This window comes from Lentzea sp. NPDC051213, assembly GCF_044455585.1.
Lineage (GTDB): Bacteria > Actinomycetota > Actinomycetes > Mycobacteriales > Pseudonocardiaceae > Lentzea.
Map to the genome: position 1 here is coordinate 59842 of NZ_JBITEX010000014.1, position 16673 is coordinate 76514.

21 protein-coding genes are annotated in these 16673 nt (G+C 70.6%); 11 read left to right on the forward strand and 10 right to left on the reverse strand.

Going from position 1 to position 16673, the window contains the following annotated elements; all coding sequences use genetic code 11:
- The gene (locus ACIA8G_RS42140; protein WP_396424432.1) at positions 1-945 is read right to left on the reverse strand and encodes a helix-turn-helix transcriptional regulator; all 945 of its coding nucleotides are present in this window, start codon (positions 943-945) and stop codon (positions 1-3) included.
- A gap of 52 nt (positions 946-997) precedes the next feature.
- Between ACIA8G_RS42140 and ACIA8G_RS42145 the strand changes: the two genes are divergently transcribed.
- Genes ACIA8G_RS42145 through ACIA8G_RS42160 form a run of 4 tightly spaced genes read left to right on the forward strand, consistent with a single transcriptional unit; the run spans position 998 to position 4206 of the window.
- Entirely contained in the window at positions 998-2083 is a 1086-nt protein-coding gene (locus ACIA8G_RS42145; protein WP_396424433.1) for an epoxide hydrolase family protein, read from the forward strand.
- Positions 2084-2085: 2 nt separating this feature from the next.
- Positions 2086-2835 carry a ZIP family metal transporter gene (locus tag ACIA8G_RS42150; protein WP_396424434.1) on the forward strand — a complete coding sequence of 250 codons (750 nt, stop codon included), beginning with the start codon at positions 2086-2088 and terminating at the stop codon, positions 2833-2835.
- 42 nt (positions 2836-2877) lie between these two features.
- Positions 2878-3798 carry an isopenicillin N synthase family dioxygenase gene (locus tag ACIA8G_RS42155; protein WP_396424435.1) on the forward strand — a complete coding sequence of 307 codons (921 nt, stop codon included), beginning with the start codon at positions 2878-2880 and terminating at the stop codon, positions 3796-3798.
- Positions 3799-3840: 42 nt separating this feature from the next.
- A complete protein-coding gene (locus ACIA8G_RS42160) occupies positions 3841-4206 on the forward strand; it encodes a VOC family protein (RefSeq protein ID WP_396424436.1) in 366 nt (121 codons plus the stop codon).
- 9 nt (positions 4207-4215) lie between these two features.
- On the opposite strand, the gene ACIA8G_RS42165 is transcribed toward ACIA8G_RS42160, so the two are convergent.
- Complete coding sequence (locus tag ACIA8G_RS42165; protein WP_396424437.1) at positions 4216-4851, reverse strand: class I SAM-dependent methyltransferase; 636 nt, start codon at positions 4849-4851, stop codon at positions 4216-4218.
- A gap of 162 nt (positions 4852-5013) precedes the next feature.
- On the reverse strand, positions 5014-5712 hold the full coding sequence (locus tag ACIA8G_RS42170) for an SDR family oxidoreductase (protein ID WP_396424438.1): 699 nt from the start codon (positions 5710-5712) through the stop codon (positions 5014-5016).
- 47 nt (positions 5713-5759) lie between these two features.
- On the opposite strand from ACIA8G_RS42170, the gene ACIA8G_RS42175 reads away from it, so the two are divergent.
- Both ACIA8G_RS42175 and ACIA8G_RS42180 read left to right on the forward strand, forming a co-directional pair.
- The gene (locus tag ACIA8G_RS42175; protein WP_396424439.1) at positions 5760-6341 is read left to right on the forward strand and encodes a PadR family transcriptional regulator; all 582 of its coding nucleotides are present in this window, start codon (positions 5760-5762) and stop codon (positions 6339-6341) included.
- Positions 6338-6661: a hypothetical protein gene (locus ACIA8G_RS42180; protein ID WP_396424440.1), complete on the forward strand. Its 324-nt coding sequence runs from the start codon at positions 6338-6340 to the stop codon at positions 6659-6661. The genes ACIA8G_RS42175 and ACIA8G_RS42180 overlap by 4 nt, the downstream gene beginning before the upstream one ends.
- On the opposite strand, the gene ACIA8G_RS42185 is transcribed toward ACIA8G_RS42180, so the two are convergent.
- Positions 6658-7029, reverse strand: a complete 372-nt coding sequence (locus tag ACIA8G_RS42185; protein WP_396424441.1) for a DoxX family protein — start codon at positions 7027-7029, stop codon at positions 6658-6660. The genes ACIA8G_RS42180 and ACIA8G_RS42185 overlap by 4 nt on opposite strands.
- Positions 7030-7140: 111 nt before the next feature.
- Between ACIA8G_RS42185 and ACIA8G_RS42190 the strand changes: the two genes are divergently transcribed.
- Genes ACIA8G_RS42190 through ACIA8G_RS42200 form a run of 3 tightly spaced genes read left to right on the forward strand, consistent with a single transcriptional unit; the run spans position 7141 to position 9236 of the window.
- Complete coding sequence (locus ACIA8G_RS42190; RefSeq protein ID WP_396424442.1) at positions 7141-8016, forward strand: sucrase ferredoxin; 876 nt, start codon at positions 7141-7143, stop codon at positions 8014-8016.
- Positions 8004-8552, forward strand: coding sequence for an AAA family ATPase (locus tag ACIA8G_RS42195; protein WP_396424443.1), 549 nt, complete (start codon positions 8004-8006; stop codon positions 8550-8552). The genes ACIA8G_RS42190 and ACIA8G_RS42195 overlap by 13 nt, the downstream gene beginning before the upstream one ends.
- 9 nt (positions 8553-8561) lie before the next feature.
- Entirely contained in the window at positions 8562-9236 is a 675-nt protein-coding gene (locus ACIA8G_RS42200) for a hypothetical protein (protein WP_396424444.1), read from the forward strand.
- Here ACIA8G_RS42200 and ACIA8G_RS42205 read toward each other — a convergent pair.
- Positions 9190-9804, reverse strand: coding sequence for a TetR/AcrR family transcriptional regulator (locus ACIA8G_RS42205; protein WP_396424445.1), 615 nt, complete (start codon positions 9802-9804; stop codon positions 9190-9192). The genes ACIA8G_RS42200 and ACIA8G_RS42205 overlap by 47 nt on opposite strands.
- Before the next feature lie 218 nt (positions 9805-10022).
- Between ACIA8G_RS42205 and ACIA8G_RS42210 the strand changes: the two genes are divergently transcribed.
- Complete coding sequence (locus tag ACIA8G_RS42210; RefSeq protein ID WP_396424446.1) at positions 10023-10523, forward strand: CGNR zinc finger domain-containing protein; 501 nt, start codon at positions 10023-10025, stop codon at positions 10521-10523.
- Between the two features lie 2 nt (positions 10524-10525).
- Here the strand turns inward: ACIA8G_RS42210 and ACIA8G_RS42215 are convergent, their stop codons facing one another.
- Both ACIA8G_RS42215 and ACIA8G_RS42220 read right to left on the reverse strand, forming a co-directional pair.
- On the reverse strand, positions 10526-11410 hold the full coding sequence (locus ACIA8G_RS42215; RefSeq protein WP_396424447.1) for a pentapeptide repeat-containing protein: 885 nt from the start codon (positions 11408-11410) through the stop codon (positions 10526-10528).
- A gap of 106 nt (positions 11411-11516) precedes the next feature.
- A complete protein-coding gene (locus tag ACIA8G_RS42220) occupies positions 11517-12029 on the reverse strand; it encodes a hypothetical protein (RefSeq protein ID WP_396424448.1) in 513 nt (170 codons plus the stop codon).
- A 50-nt stretch (positions 12030-12079) separates the two neighbouring features.
- Here ACIA8G_RS42220 and ACIA8G_RS42225 point away from each other — a divergent pair, with 50 nt between their 5' ends.
- Entirely contained in the window at positions 12080-13504 is a 1425-nt protein-coding gene (locus ACIA8G_RS42225; RefSeq protein ID WP_396424449.1) for an amidase, read from the forward strand.
- A 36-nt stretch (positions 13505-13540) separates the two neighbouring features.
- On the opposite strand, the gene ACIA8G_RS42230 is transcribed toward ACIA8G_RS42225, so the two are convergent.
- The 3 genes from ACIA8G_RS42230 to ACIA8G_RS42240 all read right to left on the reverse strand — a co-directional run bounded on the left by ACIA8G_RS42230 (position 13541) and on the right by ACIA8G_RS42240 (position 16497).
- Entirely contained in the window at positions 13541-14617 is a 1077-nt protein-coding gene (locus tag ACIA8G_RS42230; RefSeq protein ID WP_396424450.1) for a hypothetical protein, read from the reverse strand.
- A 153-nt stretch (positions 14618-14770) separates the two neighbouring features.
- Complete coding sequence (locus ACIA8G_RS42235; protein WP_396424451.1) at positions 14771-16048, reverse strand: RNA polymerase sigma factor; 1278 nt, start codon at positions 16046-16048, stop codon at positions 14771-14773.
- 29 nt (positions 16049-16077) lie between these two features.
- Positions 16078-16497 (reverse strand): YciI family protein, encoded by a 420-nt coding sequence (locus ACIA8G_RS42240; RefSeq protein WP_396424452.1) that lies wholly within the window; start codon positions 16495-16497, stop codon positions 16078-16080.
- Positions 16498-16673 lie beyond the last annotated feature (176 nt).

Here is a 16673-nt window from a genome sequence, read left to right on the forward strand (position 1 = left end):
TCAGTCTTGTACGGCTCGGGCGTAGCGCGCCGCAAGGGTGCGAACGTGTGCTACCAGCTCGGGTGGCGAGGTGACGTCGAAGTCGTAACCGAGCATGCCGATCCACACGGCCAGGGTCTCGACGGAGTCCGAGCCGGTCACGAGCACGCACGACGACGAATCGACCGCCTCGACGGTGCCGACGGCCGGGTTGATGCGGGCGGCGACGGCTTCGGCCGGGGCGCGGACCAGGACGCGGGCTTCGAAGCGCCAGGCGGCTGCGGTCACCCGGGATGCGATGTAGGTGGTGGCGTCGAACTCGCGCGGGGTGAAGCGGGGGCCGTGGGGTGGTACGGGCCGGGTGATGCGGTCGACGCGGAAGCTGCGCCAGTCTTGTTTGTCGGCGTCCCAGGCGACGAGGTACCAGCGGCGGCCCCAGTTGACCAGGCGGTGCGGTTGCACACGGCGCCGCGATGGCGTGCCATCGTGCGCGTTGTAGTCGAAGCGGATGGTGTCGCTGTCGCGGCAGACGGCGGCGAGGGTCGAGAGCAGTTCGGCGTCCACGGCGGGGGCCGGGGTGTCGCGGGGGACGGATTCGACGGTGTTGAGCGCGGACACGCGGTGGCGCAGGCGGGACGGGAGGACCTGCTCGAGTTTGAGCAGGGCGCGCAGGGAGACCTCTTCCAGTCCCGTCACGGGGGTGGTGCGCAGGGCCACCGCGACGGCGACGGCTTCGTTGTCGTCGAGCAGCAGCGGGGGTAGTTCGGCGCCGGCGCCGAGGCGGTAGCCGCCGAACGAGCCGGTGGTGGCGTTGACCGGGTAGCCGAGTTCGCGCAGGCGGTCGACGTCGCGGCGCACGGTGCGGGGGCTGATCTGGAGCTCGTCGGCGAGTTCGCTGCCTTGCCAGTCGCGGCGGGACTGGAGCAGCGCGAGCAGGCGCAGCAGGCGGGCCGAGGTTTCCAACATGGCTGGAACTTTAGGACAGGAGGTGGCCGCAATGGCCAATAGCCTTGGGGTTATGACGGAGATCAGGGAATTCCACATCGCAGTCGACGAAGCGGACGTCGACGAGTTGCTGCTCCGTGTGGCGCGGACGCGGTGGACGGACCAGGTGCCCGGCGCCGGCGACCGGTACGGGGACGACGTCGCCACGGTGAAGGAGATGGCGCGGTATTGGGCCGAGGAGTTCGACTGGCGGGCGGTCGAGCGCAGGCTCAACTCCTTCCCGCAGTTCATCACCGAGATCGACGGGACGAACGTCCACTTCCTGCACGTGCGGAGTTCGAACCCGGACGCGACGCCGCTGATGCTGATCCACGGCTGGCCGGGGTCGGTGATGGAGTTCGTCGACACGATCGAGCACCTGCGTGACGACTTCCACCTGGTGATCCCCTCGATCCCGGGCTTCGGGTTCTCCGGGCCCACGACCGAGAGCGGCTGGCACTCGGGGCGGATCGCGCGGGCGTTCGCGACGCTGATGGCCAGGCTGGGTTACGAGCGGTACGGGGTGCACGGCAACGACGCCGGGTCGATCATCGCGCCCGAGGTCGGGCGGGTGGACCCGGAGCACGTGGTGGGTGTGCACGTCACGCAGATCTTCTCGTTCCCCTCGGGTGACCCGGCCGAGATGGAGGGCCTCAGCGAGGACGACTACCGCCGGCTCGGGGTGTTGCAGAACTTCTGGGAGAACATGTCCGGCTACTCGAAGCTGCAGCAGGCGCGGCCGCAGAACGTGGCGTTCGGGCTCGCCGACTCCCCGGTCGGGCAGCTGGCGTGGACGATGCAGCTGATGGGCGAGCCGGCCGTCACCAAGGACTTCCTGCTGGCGAACGTGTCGATCTACTGGTTCACCGGCACCGCGGGTTCCTCGGCGCGGCTGTACTTCGAGGACGCGCACCGCGAGGACGTCCCGAGCGAGCCGACGACGGTCCCGATCGGGGTGGCGATCTTCCCGGACGACTTCCAGACCATCCGCCGCTTCGCCGAGCGCGATCACCAGAACCTGGTGCACTGGTCGGAGTTCGAGCGCGGCGGTCACTACTCCGGTCACGACGCGCCGGAGCTGCTCGCCGGTGATCTGAAGGTGTTCTTCGCGAAGATGTGATCGTGCCGCAATGGGTTGAAGCCGGGTTGTGGGGAGTCGCCGGAGGCGGCGCGCTCCTGCTGGGTGCCCTCGTCGCGTGGTTCCTGCGGGTGCCACGCGACGTCGTCGCCGTGGTGATGGCGTTCGGTGCCGGTGTGCTGACCGCGGCCGCGGCGTTCGAGCTGATGGACGAGGCGGAGAAGACCGGCGGGCTGCTCGCCACCTCCGCCGGGTTTCTGGGCGGTGCGGCCGGGTACGTGGTGGCGAACGTCGTGCTGGCCCGGCACGGTGCCCGGCACCGCAAGCGCAGCCGTGACCAGCCGTCCGAACAGGACCAGGCGGGCAGCGGCACGGCGATCGCGGTCGGCGCGCTGCTCGACGGCGTCCCGGAGTCGGTCGTGCTGGGCGTCTCGCTGCTCAGCGGCGGCGGGATCGGCGTGGCGATGCTGGTGGCGGTGGTCATCTCGAACGTCCCGGAAGGACTGTCCAGCGTCGCGGGCATGAAGCAGGCCGGCCGCGGGCCCGGCTACGTGTTCGGGGTGTGGGGCGCGATCGCGGTCGCGAGCGGCGTGTCCGCCGCGCTGGGCAACCTGCTGCTCGACGACGCCTCACCGCAGCTGATCGCGGTCATCACCGCCGTGGCGGCCGGGGCGATCCTGGCGATGATCTCCGACACGATGATCCCCGAGGCCTACGAGCGCGCCCGCCTCTACACCGGACTGTGCACCACCGCCGGGTTCCTGACCGCGTTCGTGGTGGAACGGTTGGGTTAGTCGCACTGGCGCAGGTGGCGTGGTGACGGTAGGAGATGGGCCATGGGTGTTCCGCTGGTGGACTTGACCGGGTGGTTCGACGGCACCGCACGTGCCGAGGTAGCGGCGCGGGTCGACGCGGCGTTGCAGGAGTACGGGTTTCTGCTGATCACCGGCCACGGGGTGCCGGACGAGCTGCGTGAGGGCACACGGGCGTTGTGCCGCGAGTTCTTCAACCTGCCCACCGAGCAGAAGCAGCGCTACCACGTGAACACCGGCGGGCGGGGCTGGATGCCGCCGGGCGAGCAGGCGACCGGCCGCTCCGAGGGCGCGATGGCACCGCCCGACCTGAAGGAGACGTTCGCGTTCGGTTCGGACGACCCCGACGGCGGCGACCCGTTCTTCTTCCGCCCCAACGTCTACCCCACCCCACAGCTGCAACCCGCGGTGACCGAGTACCTCCGGCGCATGCGGGCGCTGGCCGACGAACTGCTGACGATCTGCGCCGTAGCGATCGGCGCCCCGGAAGATCACTTCACCCGCCACACCCGCCGCCCGTCCTACACGCTGAACGTCAACCACTACCCGCCGCTGCGCCAGGTCGGGCCGGCGGCGCCGGGACAGTTCCGCATCGGCGAGCACACCGACTTCGGCACCGTGACCATCCTGGACCGCCAGCACGGCGTGGGCGGACTCCAGGTCCGCACCGCCGACGACCGCTGGGAGGACGCGCCGTTCGACCCGGCCGCCTTCACCGTCAACATCGGCGACCTGATGGCCAGGTGGGTCTCGGACCGCTGGCGCTCCACCCGCCACCGCGTGCTGCCGCCGGACGCGACGGCCCCCGACGAGGACCTGGTGTCGCTGATCTTCTTCTACAACACTGACCACGACGCGCGGATCGTGTCGCTCGACGGCCGATACCCGGAGGTCGGGGGCGGTGAGTACCTGCGGGCGAAGCTCGCGGCCATCTCGCTGGGGTAGGAGTTCCGCTGGGGGTAGGAGTCTCGCTGGGATAGGAGTGCTGTGGCGATCGGATACCTCTACGACGTCGTGATCGACTGCCCGGACCCGGACGCGCTCGCTTCGTTCTACCGCGAGCTCCTGGGAGGCACGACTGTCACCGACGACGACGGGTCGTGGTCGACGCTGGAGACGCCCAATGGCAAGCGGGTGTCGTTCCAGCGTGTGGAGGACTACGTGGCGCCGCGCTGGCCTGGGCAGGAGTGTCCGCAGCAGATCCACTTTGACGTCATGGTTACCGACATCGACGCCTCTGAGCCGCTGGTGCTCGAATTGGGCGCTACCAAGCTGGAGATGCCTCGCACCTCGCCCGGGTTCCGGGTCTACGCCGATCCGGTCGGGCACCCGTTCTGCCTGGTCACGGGCTAGGCGGTCTGGTCACGGGCTGGGCGTCCACACCGTCGCGCTGCGGGTATCGGTGCTCTCCAGCGTCAACGGCACCGGCACCTCGTAGCGGGCCTGCGCGGTGAACCGGTCACGCGGCAGGTGCGCGCGCTCCGGATCGCCGAGCAGCACGAGCGCGCCCCGCCGCGCCGCCCTGGTCAGGAACGGCAGCACCAGCGCGGTGATCTCCGCGTCGTAGAACACGTCACCGGCCAGCACCACGTCGGCGCCCCGCGCGTCGCCATCGAGCTGGTCGCCAGGCAGGGTCTCGATCCGCACGTCGTTCGCGGCAGCGTTGAGCTCCACGGCCGCCAGCGACAACGGGTCGATGTCGTTGGCCACCACCGACTGCGCACCCGCCAGCGCCGCCGCGATCGCCACCAGCCCGGAACCCGACGCGAGGTCGAAGACGGCCCGGCCGCGGACCAGGCCGGGGTGGTCGAGCAAGTGCCGGGCCAGGGCCTGGCCGCCCGCCCACGGGAACGCCCAGAACGGCGGCTGGTCGTGGTGGGTGCGTTCCCACAGGTCCATCGCCTCGGCCGCGCTGTGCAGGCTGATCTCGGGCACCAGCGGGACCGGGGTCAGTGTCGTGTTGGCGAGCACGAACTCCGTGAGCGTGGGCGCGGACATGACGGAGAAGCTTAGGGGGTGGGTGGGCGGCGGATTCAGGGGCGAAAGACCGTGGGTTCGCGCGAGCTGTGGCGGCTGGCTGCGGCTGCGAGTCCCGGTCTGCCGCCGCGGTTCGCAGTTCGCGGGCCGCGGTCGCCGACTGAGGTGGCTGCCGCCGACCGGTCAGGTCCCACCCGTAACCCGAAGAATAGCCCCAGTCGCATACGAGGCCTCCTCCGACAGCAACCAAGCAATGGCGTTGGCGATCTCCTCAGCCTCCCCAGCCCGCCCCATAGGCACCCGCCCAGCAACCCGATCAGGCCGATCCGGCTGACCAGACAACTGATGGATGTCCGTGCGAATGGTGCCCGGCTGCACCCCGTTGACCCGGATCCCGCGCGGCGCCAACTCCTTGCCCAGCCCGATGGTCAACGCGTCAATGGCGGCCTTGGTGGCGGCGTAGTGCACGTACTCCCCCGGGCTGCCCAGCGTCGCCGCCCCCGACGACACGTTCACGATCGCGCCGCGGGTCATGCGCCGTGCCGCCTCGCGGGCCACGAAGAACGCGCCGATCACGTTCACGTCCACCACTCGCCGCAGGTCCGCGGTGGCCAGCTCGGCCAGCGGGCCCGACGGGGAGGTGATGCCGGCGTTGTTCACCACTCCGGTGATGTCGTCGCCCGCCTCGTCGAACAGGCGCGCCACGTCGTCCTCGTCTGAGGTGTCGGCGCGCACCGCGTGCACGCCTAGCTCCTTTTCCAGCAGGCGTGCCTCGTCGGCGGCCTGGCGGTAGCTGATCACTACCCGGTGGCCGTCGCGCACGAGTCTGCGTGCGGTGGCGGCACCGATACCCCGGCTTCCCCCGGTGATCACCGTTGTCATGCCGTTCACCCTTCCATATACTCGGCACCGGATATACGGAGGCGGATATGAAGCGGGCTAACCCCCTGGCTCTCGCGGTGCTGGCGCTGCTGTCGGAGCAGCCCATGCATCCCTACGAGATGGCGCAGACCATGCGGGAACGCCACCAGGAGGAGGTGATCAAGCTCAACTACGGGTCGCTCTACACCGTTGTCGAGACGCTGCGCAAACACGAGCTGATCACCGCCAGCGCCACGCAGAAGGCTGGCAACCGGCCCGAACGCACCGTCTACGCCATCACCGACGCGGGCACGGCCGAGTTGCACGACTGGTTGCGCGAGCTGATCGCCGTGCCGGCCAAGGAGTATCCGCGGTTCGAGGCCGGCATCTCGCTCATCGGCCTGCTGCCACCGCAGGACGCACTTGACCTCGTCGAGCAGCGTGAGGCGGCGGTCGGCGAGCAGCTCACCGCGCTGGCCGTGCTGCTGGAGAGGCTCGCGGGGCTGGGGTTGCCGCAGATCGCGTGGATCGAACTGGACTACCGGATGGCCATGCTGCGCGCCGAGCGCTCGTGGCTCGCCTGGTTCGCCGCCGCCACGCGCGAACGCAGCGTCGGCGGGTACGACTACTGGGAGGACAAGCACCGATGAGATTGCTGTTCGAGGTGTCCGGCGTGGTGCACGCGCCGTTCCAAGACGTGCGGGAGCGGCTGTTCGCTGACGCCGGGGTGTCCGGGTCGCATCGGCTCGTCGACCGCGACCAGGGCGTCATCGCCTACTGGGGCAACTGGTGGTACCGCGGCGAGGACACGCTGCGGGCCCACCCCGAGGGCGCGCTGCTCACCCACCGCGTCTACAACATCGCCAAGCAGGGCAACTGGGCGCCGTACCTGGCCAACAAGCTGTTCATCGGCTACCGCGCGCGTCTCGAAGAGACCCTGCGGCAGCGGATCACGCAGCTGGAGCGCTAGACCTGGCCGTAGCGCACGACGGCGACGAACACCGCCAGACCGCACAACACGACGTTGACCGGCACCGTGGCGCCCTCGCCGCGCTTTCCGTGCGTGATCGCGGCACCGGCCTGCAGCAGCGCCAGCCCGACCGCCGCGATCGGGGTGAGGATCACCGCGATGCCGGTCAGCCACGGCACCACCAGCCCTGCTGCGCCCGCGACCTCCGCCGCGCCGATCGCCTTGACCTGGCCCTGCGAGAAGTCCGCCACCCACGACATCCGCGGTTCGGCGAGCAGCTCCTGTTTGGACTTGGCCAGCTTGGTGAAGCCCGCCATCAGGTACAGGGCCGCCAGAACGGCGGACACGATCCACACGGCCACGTTCATGAACGAAAACCTAGCCCCAGGCCCCTGGGGAAACCACCAGATGTCCGACATCACAGCGATCAAGTAAGGGTGGCCTTAGTCATCACCCGATTGGCCGTATAGAGTGTGCAGATGAGGTGCTCGACACTCTCCGAATTCGCGGGGGAACCGCTGGCCGGCACGGCCGCGACCGCGACGGCGTGGCTGTGCCTGGAACAGCCAGGCCCGTGGGGCCGTGACGCCCTGCTGGAGAGCCACCTCGACCCGCAGCTCGGCGCCGAACTGCAGCGCCGCGCCGCCGGCACCGGTGTGCGCATCCTGCTGATCCGCCGGCCCGGCAAGCACGCCGACACCGGCATGCCGCAGACCCGGCGCGTGTACCTGGCCTCGGCCAGGCCCGGCGCCTCGTGGCTGGAGCAGGCCGACCTCGCCGCACCCGAGGAAGCCCTCGAGCTCGACTTCGAGGCCCTCGGCGCCGGCCGCTCGACCGCGTTCGGCACGCCCGTGCACGATCCGCTGCTGCTGGTGTGCACGAACAGCAAACGCGACGTCTGCTGCGCGCTCTACGGCCGACCGATCGCCACCGCGCTGAACCTGTGGGAGTGCACGCACACCGGCGGCCACCGTTTCGCGCCCACCGGCGTGCTGCTGCCGACCGGTCACCTGTACGGGCGCCTGGACCACCAGTTGGCCGAACGGGTCGTCACGGAGGGCATCGTCGCTGATCGCTGCCGCGGCCGGTCCTGCTTCACCCCGCGGGGTCAGGTCGCCGAGGTCGCCGTGCGCGCGCAGATCGGCGAGACGCGCGACGTGCTCACCGTCGTCGGCGAGACCGCCGACTCCGCGACCGTCCGGCACGCCGACGGCCGTGAGTGGCGGGTCGGGCTGACCGAGCAGCCCGTGCCGCCGCGGCCGGCGAGCTGCGGCAAGTTCCCGGACATCGCGATCGCGCTGGTCGCCACCGCCATCGACGAACTGGCGCTAACGTCGAACCGGTGCCCAGGCTGATCCACCTCAACGGCCCCACCGGGGTCGGCAAGTCGACCATCGCCGCCCGCTACGCCGCCGATCACCCCAAGACGCTCAACCTCGACGCCGACGAGATCGTGCGGCTCGTGGGCGGCTGGCGCGAGGACTTCTTCGGCACGGTCGACCTGGTCCGCCCGCTCGCCCTCACCATGGCCGCCACCCATCTGTCCGGCGGCCACGACGTGGTGATGCCGCAGCTGATCGCCCGCCGCGAGCAACGCGACCTGTTCGCTGAGGTGGCACGGGCCGCGGGCGCGGAGTATCTCGAGTTCGTGCTGCTCGCCCCCGCCGGCACCGCGATCAGCCGCTTTCACCAACGCGATCACCACATCGACCACGTCGTCGAGAAACTGGGCGGGGCCGGGCTGATCGAGCGGATCAGCGAGCAGTTCGCCGCCTACCTCACCCCGGACACGCCGGTGATCGAGACCGGCGGCCACGACGTCGAGCAGACATACAAAACGCTGATGGCAGCCCTGCGGCAGCACCCGGGAATTGTCAGACCCGCTGGGTAGGTTGATCGAATGGGTCCTCTCGTGAGCACGCATCCCGTCGGCCTGAAGCGAAGACGCCCGCTCGGCCTGGCCGCCGTGGCGATGGCGCTGATCAGCGCCCTGTTGCTGGTCCTGATGTTCTTCATCGACCTCAACGGCTTCCAGTACGTGCTGGTGTTCGCCGCGTACCCGCTGCTGATCTCGACGCCGATCGCGATCACGATGCTGCGGCCCCGCGTCCCGCAGACCTTCGAGCTGTACGAAGGCGGTCTGGCCCATGTGCGCGACGGCCGCCGGCGGGAGTGGACGTGGGAGCAGGTGCGTGCGATCGACGTGCTGCAGAACGGGCCGATCTCGCGCAGCGGGGCCGGCATCGACTGCACCGTGCGCTTCGACGACGGCGAGGTGGTGCGGTTCGACGGATTCACCGAGAACGCCGGTGAGATCGCCGGCGCCTTGGGCGACCACTGCGCCGAGGCCGCCCGCGTGCCCGTCCGGCCGCAACGGCTCGGACGCCTGGTCACGGTGCTGGGCGGCATCACCGTCGGCGGCGCGGGGGTCGCGACGTGGGCGATTCTCACCGTTCCGCACACGGCGGAGGGCGGCGACCAGTTCGGGCTGGCCATGCTCGCGGTGGCCTGCGTGGTCCCGGCCGTGATCAGCCTGATTCTGCTGATCTCTGTGCTGGTGCACGCCCGGCGTTAGGCGCGGTCGCGGAGAACACGCCGATCCCCAGCGCGTACGGGTCGTCGAGGCCGACGGTCTGCAGCGTGTCCGTCGGCAACGCCAGCAGCGAGATCGCCACGCCCAGGAAGTAGGCGTCGAGCAGGCCGGTGTCGCGCACGGTCGAGGGCAGGCCCGCCGCCTGCTGCAACGTGGCGGCGGCCTCGGCGTTGGCCAGCACCATCCCGGACAGCGCCGCCCGCACACCGGGGCGGCGCACGGCCTCCAGGTACAGCTCCACCATGGCGAGCATCTGGGTCGGGTCGTCGGCGACCGCGCGGCGCAGCAACGCCGGATACAGCTCGGCCACGTCGGTGGCGCTGATGTCGGCCGGTGTGGTCTCGCGCAGGCGGTCCACGGCGGCGCGGTGCAGCGCGGTCATGCGGGCCGCGGCGGCCTCCAGGACGGACTCGCGGGTCGGGAAGTAGTTCTTGGTGGTGCCGATGGGGACGCCGGCCTCGCGGTCGATCGCGCGGTGGGTCAGGCCCCGGCCGCCTTCCACCGCGAGGATCTGGATCGCGGTGTCGCACAGAAGATCACGACGGCTCACGGTCCGGGACACTAGCAAGATCACCACGGCTGTGGTGAATCGGGGCGAACACGCTGGTCCCGGCGGTCGCGGTGATCGTCCCTCGTTCGACGACGAGGAACAGGCCGCAGACGCAGCGCACGTAGGACACAGCGCCGTGGCAGGAGACGGCTGTGGAGCAGGGCCAGTGGCAGGCAGGGCAGGTGGCGCTCATGCCGAAAGCCTGCTGTCATGGTCTAGTGCATTTCAACCCTTACGGCGGGGCGGCCGCCGAGCTCGCCGCGCGACTGGTCAACGCCGAGCGCGGCGCGCACCTCATCGACGTGCTCAAAGCGTCCGACTACAAGCCGCTGGGGTCGCTGGACGCTCGTCAGGAACGTGACGTACGAGACTGGATCGAGCGGCTGCGGCAGGCCTTCCGGGAGCCGACCGTGGACCGGCTCAACGAGCTGCTGGCCGAGTCGTCGACCACGCACTACATCTCCACGCACGACGGGCGCGCGCCGCACCTGCACTACGCGCGTGAGGACGCACCGACCGATGTGCGGGTCAAGGCGTACACGGCCGCGGGGATGGCGGCGCTGTTCTGCGAGGACGCGGGGCGCATCGGCTGGTGCGACCGGGAAGGCTGCGACACGGTGTTCGTCGACACCAGCCGCAACGGCCGCCGCAGGTTCTGCTCCACCAAGTGCGCGAACCGCGTCGCGGTCGCGAACCACCGCAGCCGCCAGTCAGCGTGAGGTCAGTCGGCGTGAATGCGGTGCCCGAACCGGGTGTTCTCGAACGACGAGTCACCGCCGAACGCGGCGTCCACGAAGTCCTCGCGGCCGCGGAACCACGCTCCCGCGAACGACGACGCCCCGGCGAACCAGGCACGGCGGAACAGCGCACGCCCGCCGAAACGCACCCCTGAGCAGTCGACGTCGCCGCCGAACCGGGCGCAGCTGAAGTCCGCGCGGCCGGAGAACCGGGCACCGCGCAGGCTCACCGCCCCCGCGGCGTGCAGGTGCGAGAACTCGCCGTTGCCGCACACCGTGGTGCCGCGCAGCCCGAGGCCGCGGGCGAACACCGACTGCGTGAACAGCACGTGCCTGCCGAAGAACGCGCCGCTCGCGTCGACCTCGCCGAGAAACGTCGACTCGTCGAACCGGGTGTCGCCGAGGAACCGGGTGCCGGTGAAGAGGGCGTCGCGCACCCGGCACTGCGACAGGTCGAAGTCGACCAGGGTGGTGTCACGCAGGTCGAGGTCGCTGCCCAGCCAGAAACCGGGGCCCGGCCGCAGGTGCGCGGAGAGCGTGGCCTGCAGGACCATCCGCCACCGCTGGTCGACCTCGGTGCCGGGCCACGGCAGGTCCCGCAGCGCCTCGCACAGCACGTCCAACGCCGGCTGCCGGTGCTCGGCCGCGCGGCCGCTGTACTCGACCCAGTCCCGCAACCCGGCCAGGCGCGCCTCGGCCTGCGCGGCGCCGAGCCCGGCGCGGATGTCGGACAGCACCGGCAGCTCGGTGCGGGGTGCGACGACCTCCACCCCGTCGTGGCGTGAGGACAGCCGACGCCTGCCCCACGTCACCGCAGCCACGGTCAGGACGCCAGAGGTCGCTGTGAGCCAGCGCGAGAGAAGGGACATGACTCGATGATGTGACCCGGGTCATTGCATCGGACAGTGGTGGAGTTCAACCCGGCGTGCAACAAGCGCCCACCGGCCGTGACAGCCGGTGGGCACCGGGAACACCTCAGCCGGTCACGTTGAGCAGTCGCCGCGCCCGGTAGTTGTCGCCGGCGACGAGGCCGTAGCGCAGCACCCGGTAGCTGGTGCCGGCGCCGCTGCGCTGTTCGTAGGCGTAGTAGCTGGTCTTGTACTGGCTGACCCAGCGGTCGAAGATCACGACGTGGCGGCCGTTGGCGCTGTCGCCCACGGGGTTGACCACGATGTCGCCCTGCCTGAGGTCGACCATGTCGATGCCGCTGGAGTGGAGGCGATCGTTGAGGTCGATGGTGATCGCACCGGGGGCCGGGAGCTTGGCGGCCATCGAGACGTAGCCGGAGCAGTCCTGCCGGTAGCCGTCGGTCCAGTAGTGGTTCTGGCTGTACGGGACGGGTCCGCCGTTGTTGGCCGTCTGCCACACCCTCGCGCGGCTGATCAGCTCCGCGCGGGAGACGGACGGCGCCGCCTGGGCGGGCAGTGAGGCCACCAGGGTGGTGCTCACCGCGACGAGGACGGCGGTGGCCATCGCGAGGACTCTCATACGTACTACTCCCATTCCGTAGATCACCGTTCGGCGCTTAGGGTCGGTTCATGGAGCTGACGGAGCTGTGTTTCGCCGGGGTGGCCAGGCAGGCCGACGCGATCCGGTCCGGCGAGGTGAGCTCGCGTGACCTCGTCGCCGAGCACCTGGGCCGCATCGAGCGCGTCGATCCGCAGCTCAACGCGTTCCGGCTGGTCTTCGCCGAGCAGGCGCTGGCGCAGGCCGAGCAGGCCGATGCGCGCCGGGCCGCCGGTGAGGACGCGCCGCTGCTGGGGGTGCCGATCGCGGTCAAGGAGGACATCGCGATCGCGGGCCTGCCCACGACGAAGGGCACGAACGCCGCCCGCACGCCCGAGCCCGAGGACTCGGCGATCGTGCAGCGGCTGCGCCAGGCCGGCGCGGTCATCGTCGGCCGCACCCGCATGCCCGAGCTCGGCCTGTGGCCCTACACCGAGAGCGGCTGGGCCGGGCCGACGCGCAACCCGTGGTCGCTCACGCACTCCCCCGGCGGGTCCAGCGGTGGCTCCGCCGCGGCCGTCGCGGCGGGTCTCGCGGCGGCCGCGATCGGTACCGACGGCGCCGGGTCGATCCGCATCCCCGCCGCGGTGACGGGCCTGTTCGGCCTCAAGCCCCAGCGCGGCCGGGTCTCGCTGGCACCGGAACGCGAGGTGTGGGGCGGTCTGGTGGTGGCGGGGCCGATCACCCGCACGGTGCTGGACTGGGCGTTGGTCGCCGACCAGATCCACGGCGCGGTGCCCGGTGATCCGCACGTCGCGCATCCGCCGCGCACGAGCTTCGTGCAGGCCGCGGGCGCTGATCCCGGCCGGTTGCGGATCGGGGTGTCGCTGCGGCCGTGGGGTCCCGGCATCCCGATCGCCGGTGAGGTCCGCGACGTCGTGCAGGACACCGCCGCGCTGCTGACCGATCTCGGTCACGACGTGGTGCGCCTGGACCCGCCGATGAAGGACCTGTCGGCCTCGACGCAGTTCGCCGTGCGGTACCTGCACAACGCCTACCTGGCGCGCACGGGCATGGAGTTCCCGGACCTGGTCGAGCCCCGCACCCGCGCGGTCGGTGAGCTGGGCCGCCGTTTCCCGCGTGCCGCGGTGCGCTGGGCCAGCAAGGACGACGCCGCGCTCACCGCGTACGCGAACCGGGTGTTCTCCTCGGTGGACGTGCTGCTGACCCCGGCGCTGACCAGGCCGCCGATCCGCGTCGGCGAGTGGGACGGGCAGAACGTGGTGACGGCGCTGCTCGCGGCCGCCCGCTACACGACGTTCCTGCCGTTGTGGAACATCGTCGGCAACCCCGCCGCGTCCGTGCCCGCCGGCCGCACCTCGTCGGGCCTGCCGCTCGCGGTGCAGCTCGTGGGCCGCCAGCACGACGAGTGCACGCTGCTGTCGGTGTCCGCCCAGCTGGAGCGTGCTCGGCCGTGGGCGGACCGGACTCCCTCCGGCCTCGGTCATGCGAAGTAGGATATTACGAGGACGGACTATCCGAAACGGAAACGCCTAGAATCCGCGCCGGGACAACTCGTCGAGCAGTTCGCGGTCCGCGACGTGACGCGACCGGATGTGCTCCAGGTAGTCGGCGAACGCGTCGGGCTGCAGGCCGCGTAGTTGTTGCAGCCATTCGACCAGGAGTTCCTGCTCCTCGATGCCGCGGCGGGCGAGCTCCACCTCGACGATGCGCCGGTAGACCTCGATCGCGAGACGGCTGCCGTCGCGCACGAGGTGGTCGACCAGTTCGGCGCGCAGCGGCGGCCAGTCGTCGGTGTGCACGACCAGAGCGCGGATCTTGAGGTAGACGTCGAGGTTGGGGCGGGCGATGAACGCGTCGCGGCACACGGCCACGGCCCGGTGCGGGGCCGCGCGGCGCAGGTGTTCCTCCACGGCGAGGTCGATCAGCCGCAGTGCCGCGCCGCGGCCGCCGGTGGCGTGCAGGCCTCGTTCGACCCACTCGAGGGCCTCGTCGGAGCGGTGGTTGTCGCGCAGCACGGTCGCGACCTGCAGGTAGTGCCAGCCCGAGGACAGGTCCTTGGACAGCACCAGCAGCTGCAGGTCCACGTCCTCGGTGTACTCGGCGAGTTCTTCCATCACGCGCAGCAGGGCCCAGCGGGCGCGGTCGTAGCGGCCGGTCTCGCCGAACCCGATCACCGGCAGCGGCTCGAACAAGGCGACGGCGCGCTCGCGGTAGTGGGCCAGGCCGTCGTCGTCGAGGGCCTCGGCGTAGCCGGCGAGGCTGACCTCGGGGGCCTCGGGGTGACGCAACTGCAGGTCGAGCAGCCAGTCGGCGAGCCGGATCGGGTCGGGGCGGGTCTGCGCGCACGCGCGGGCGTGCGTGCCCAGCACCCGGTGGGCCAGTTCGGCCAGCTCGACCCGGTGTCTTCGGCTGCCCGCCACTCCGTCCGCCAGCTGGGTGACGATCTGCTCGATCAACGCGACCAGTTCTGGGCCGGAATCGGTGACCAGCAACGACTGCAGCTCCACCGACACGGCGGTGAGGGCCTGCCAGCAGGCGGGCCAGTCGGTGCCCTCGCCGTCGGCCTCGACGAGAGCGTCGGCCACGGCGGCGGGCAGCGAGTTCATCACAACATCAAACACTCGTCGCCTGGTCGAGTGCCACACAAGTAGCCCTATCGGAACCCCGGATCACCGCCCGTGCTTGCCGATTGCCACGCGGGGACCCTTCGTACACTCTGAGCGGACGTGAGGCCCCCGCGTGCGTCACCCGGACGGGGGTTAGAGGGCGGCGAGTTTGCGTTCCAGCATTCGGCGCTCACGTTCGTTGCCGCACAAGCGAATCGCCTCCTGCAACGCGGCCCGCGCCTCGTCCGTGCGGCCCAGTCGGCGCAGCAGTTCGCCGCGTACTCCGGGTAGTTGGTGCGACTGCGCGAACGCGTCCGCGGTGGCGAGTTCGTCGACGATCGGCAGTGCCGCGGCGGGCCCCTGGGCCATGGAGACGGCGACCGCGCGGTTGAGCTGCACGACCGGCGACGGCGCGAGCCGGCCGAGGCCGTCGTAGAGCGCGACGATGCGCGCCCAGTCGGTCTCCTCCACCGACGGCGCCAGGGCGTGGCATTCGGCGATCGCGGCCTGCAGCCCGTAGTAGCCGTAGCCACGGCCGGCGTCGGCGGCCTTGGCGAGCGCGGCACGGCCGCGGGCGATCGCGGAACGGTCCCAGCGCCGGCGGTCCTGGTCTTCCAGCAGCACGGTCTCGCCGTCGGGGCCGCGGCGGGCGGGGAACCGGGCGGCGGTGAGTTCCAGCAACGCCAGCAGACTGTGGACCTCGGGCTCCTCGGGCATCAGCCGCGACAGGATCCGCGCCAGCCGCTGCGCCTCCCCCGCGAGGTCCAGGCGGATCACCTCGTCACCGGAGCTGGCCGACGAGCCCTCGGTGAAGATCAGGTAGATCACGCTGAGCACCTGGGCGAGCCGCACGGGCCGTTCGCTGACCGGCGGGACCTCGAACGGCACGTTCGCCGCGCCGAGGGTCTTCTTGGCCCTGGTGATGCGGGCCTGCACGGTCGCGGTGGGCACCAGGAACGCCCGCGCGATCTCGTCGCTGGTCAGACCGCCGATCACGCGCAGGGTCAGCGCCACCCCGGCCTCGCGCGACAGCACCGGGTGACACGAGGTGAAGACCAGCTTGAGGGTGTCGTCGTCGATCTGGTCCGGGTCCCACAGCACGTCGTCCGGTGCGGGCCCGGGATCGAGGGCGCCGGTGAGAGCGCCGCCCTCGGCCAGGTTGTGGGCCAGGGCGGCGTACTTCTCGTCACGGGTGCTGCGGCGGCGGAACGCGTCGATCGCGCGGCGCCGCCCGACCGTGAGCAACCACCCGGCCGGGTTGTTCGGCACGCCCTCGCGCGGCCACGTCACCAGCGCCTCGGCCAGGGCTTCCTGGGCGAGGTCCTCGGCCAGCGCGAAGTCGCCGGTGTAGCGGGTGAGCGCACCGATGATCCTCGCGGAGTCGATGCGCCACACCGCCGCGACGGCCTTGCGGCCCGTGGGGTCGCTCATGGGTCCCCAATTAGATCAAACACAGCAGATCAGAGCTGGTTGGTCTTCTCGCGCCAGGCCCGTTCCTTCTTGATCCACTCGTTGTCCTGCGGGAACTCGTCGATCGTCGGGACGCGGCGGATCTCGGTCTTGAAGCCGGGACCGCTCAGCGGCGTGCGCTTGGCCCATTCGACGGCGTCCTCGATGGTGGGGACGTTGATCAGGTAGAAGCCGTTGAACAGCTCCTTGGTCTCCCCGTACGGGCCGTCGGTGACGACCGGCGGTTCGCTGGAGAAGTCGACGACGACGCCCTCGTTCGGGTCGGCCAGGCCTTCGGCGGCGATCAGGACGCCGGCCTCGATCAACTCCTCGTTGAACCGGCCGACGGTCTCGAGCATCTGGTCGAAGTCGATCTCGCCCAAGTTCGCGAAACCCTCGTCGGTGGCACGCCAGATCAACATGAACTTCATGATGGTCTCTCCCAGTGGTTCGTGCGGGTCCGTTGTGGACCCTTTCACGCTCAGGTCGAACGGGCCGCGCGTTCGATCGACACCTGACCCAGAATTTTTCCGCACTTTCTGTTTCCGCAGGTAGAATGCACAAGCGGCCCGCCCCCAGGTGGGGACGGGCCGCTTGTGAGGTGAAC

Excerpts from the sequence above, each read along its gene's own strand:
- ACIA8G_RS42140 (WP_396424432.1), bottom strand. The coding sequence starts at position 945 with ATGTTGGAAACCTCGGCCCGCCTGCTGCGCCTGCTCGCGCTGCTCCAG.
- ACIA8G_RS42145 (WP_396424433.1), top strand. The coding sequence starts at position 998 with ATGACGGAGATCAGGGAATTCCACATCGCAGTCGACGAAGCGGACGTC.
- ACIA8G_RS42155 (WP_396424435.1), top strand. The coding sequence starts at position 2,878 with ATGGGTGTTCCGCTGGTGGACTTGACCGGGTGGTTCGACGGCACCGCA.
- ACIA8G_RS42165 (WP_396424437.1), bottom strand. The coding sequence starts at position 4,851 with ATGTCCGCGCCCACGCTCACGGAGTTCGTGCTCGCCAACACGACACTG.
- ACIA8G_RS42170 (WP_396424438.1), bottom strand. The coding sequence starts at position 5,712 with ATGACAACGGTGATCACCGGGGGAAGCCGGGGTATCGGTGCCGCCACC.
- ACIA8G_RS42175 (WP_396424439.1), top strand. The coding sequence starts at position 5,760 with ATGAAGCGGGCTAACCCCCTGGCTCTCGCGGTGCTGGCGCTGCTGTCG.
- ACIA8G_RS42180 (WP_396424440.1), top strand. The coding sequence starts at position 6,338 with ATGAGATTGCTGTTCGAGGTGTCCGGCGTGGTGCACGCGCCGTTCCAA.
- ACIA8G_RS42185 (WP_396424441.1), bottom strand. The coding sequence starts at position 7,029 with ATGAACGTGGCCGTGTGGATCGTGTCCGCCGTTCTGGCGGCCCTGTAC.
- ACIA8G_RS42190 (WP_396424442.1), top strand. The coding sequence starts at position 7,141 with ATGAGGTGCTCGACACTCTCCGAATTCGCGGGGGAACCGCTGGCCGGC.
- ACIA8G_RS42200 (WP_396424444.1), top strand. The coding sequence starts at position 8,562 with ATGGGTCCTCTCGTGAGCACGCATCCCGTCGGCCTGAAGCGAAGACGC.
- ACIA8G_RS42215 (WP_396424447.1), bottom strand. The coding sequence starts at position 11,410 with ATGTCCCTTCTCTCGCGCTGGCTCACAGCGACCTCTGGCGTCCTGACC.
- ACIA8G_RS42220 (WP_396424448.1), bottom strand. The coding sequence starts at position 12,029 with ATGAGAGTCCTCGCGATGGCCACCGCCGTCCTCGTCGCGGTGAGCACC.
- ACIA8G_RS42225 (WP_396424449.1), top strand. The coding sequence starts at position 12,080 with ATGGAGCTGACGGAGCTGTGTTTCGCCGGGGTGGCCAGGCAGGCCGAC.
- ACIA8G_RS42230 (WP_396424450.1), bottom strand. The coding sequence starts at position 14,617 with ATGAACTCGCTGCCCGCCGCCGTGGCCGACGCTCTCGTCGAGGCCGAC.
- ACIA8G_RS42235 (WP_396424451.1), bottom strand. The coding sequence starts at position 16,048 with ATGAGCGACCCCACGGGCCGCAAGGCCGTCGCGGCGGTGTGGCGCATC.
- ACIA8G_RS42240 (WP_396424452.1), bottom strand. The coding sequence starts at position 16,497 with ATGAAGTTCATGTTGATCTGGCGTGCCACCGACGAGGGTTTCGCGAAC.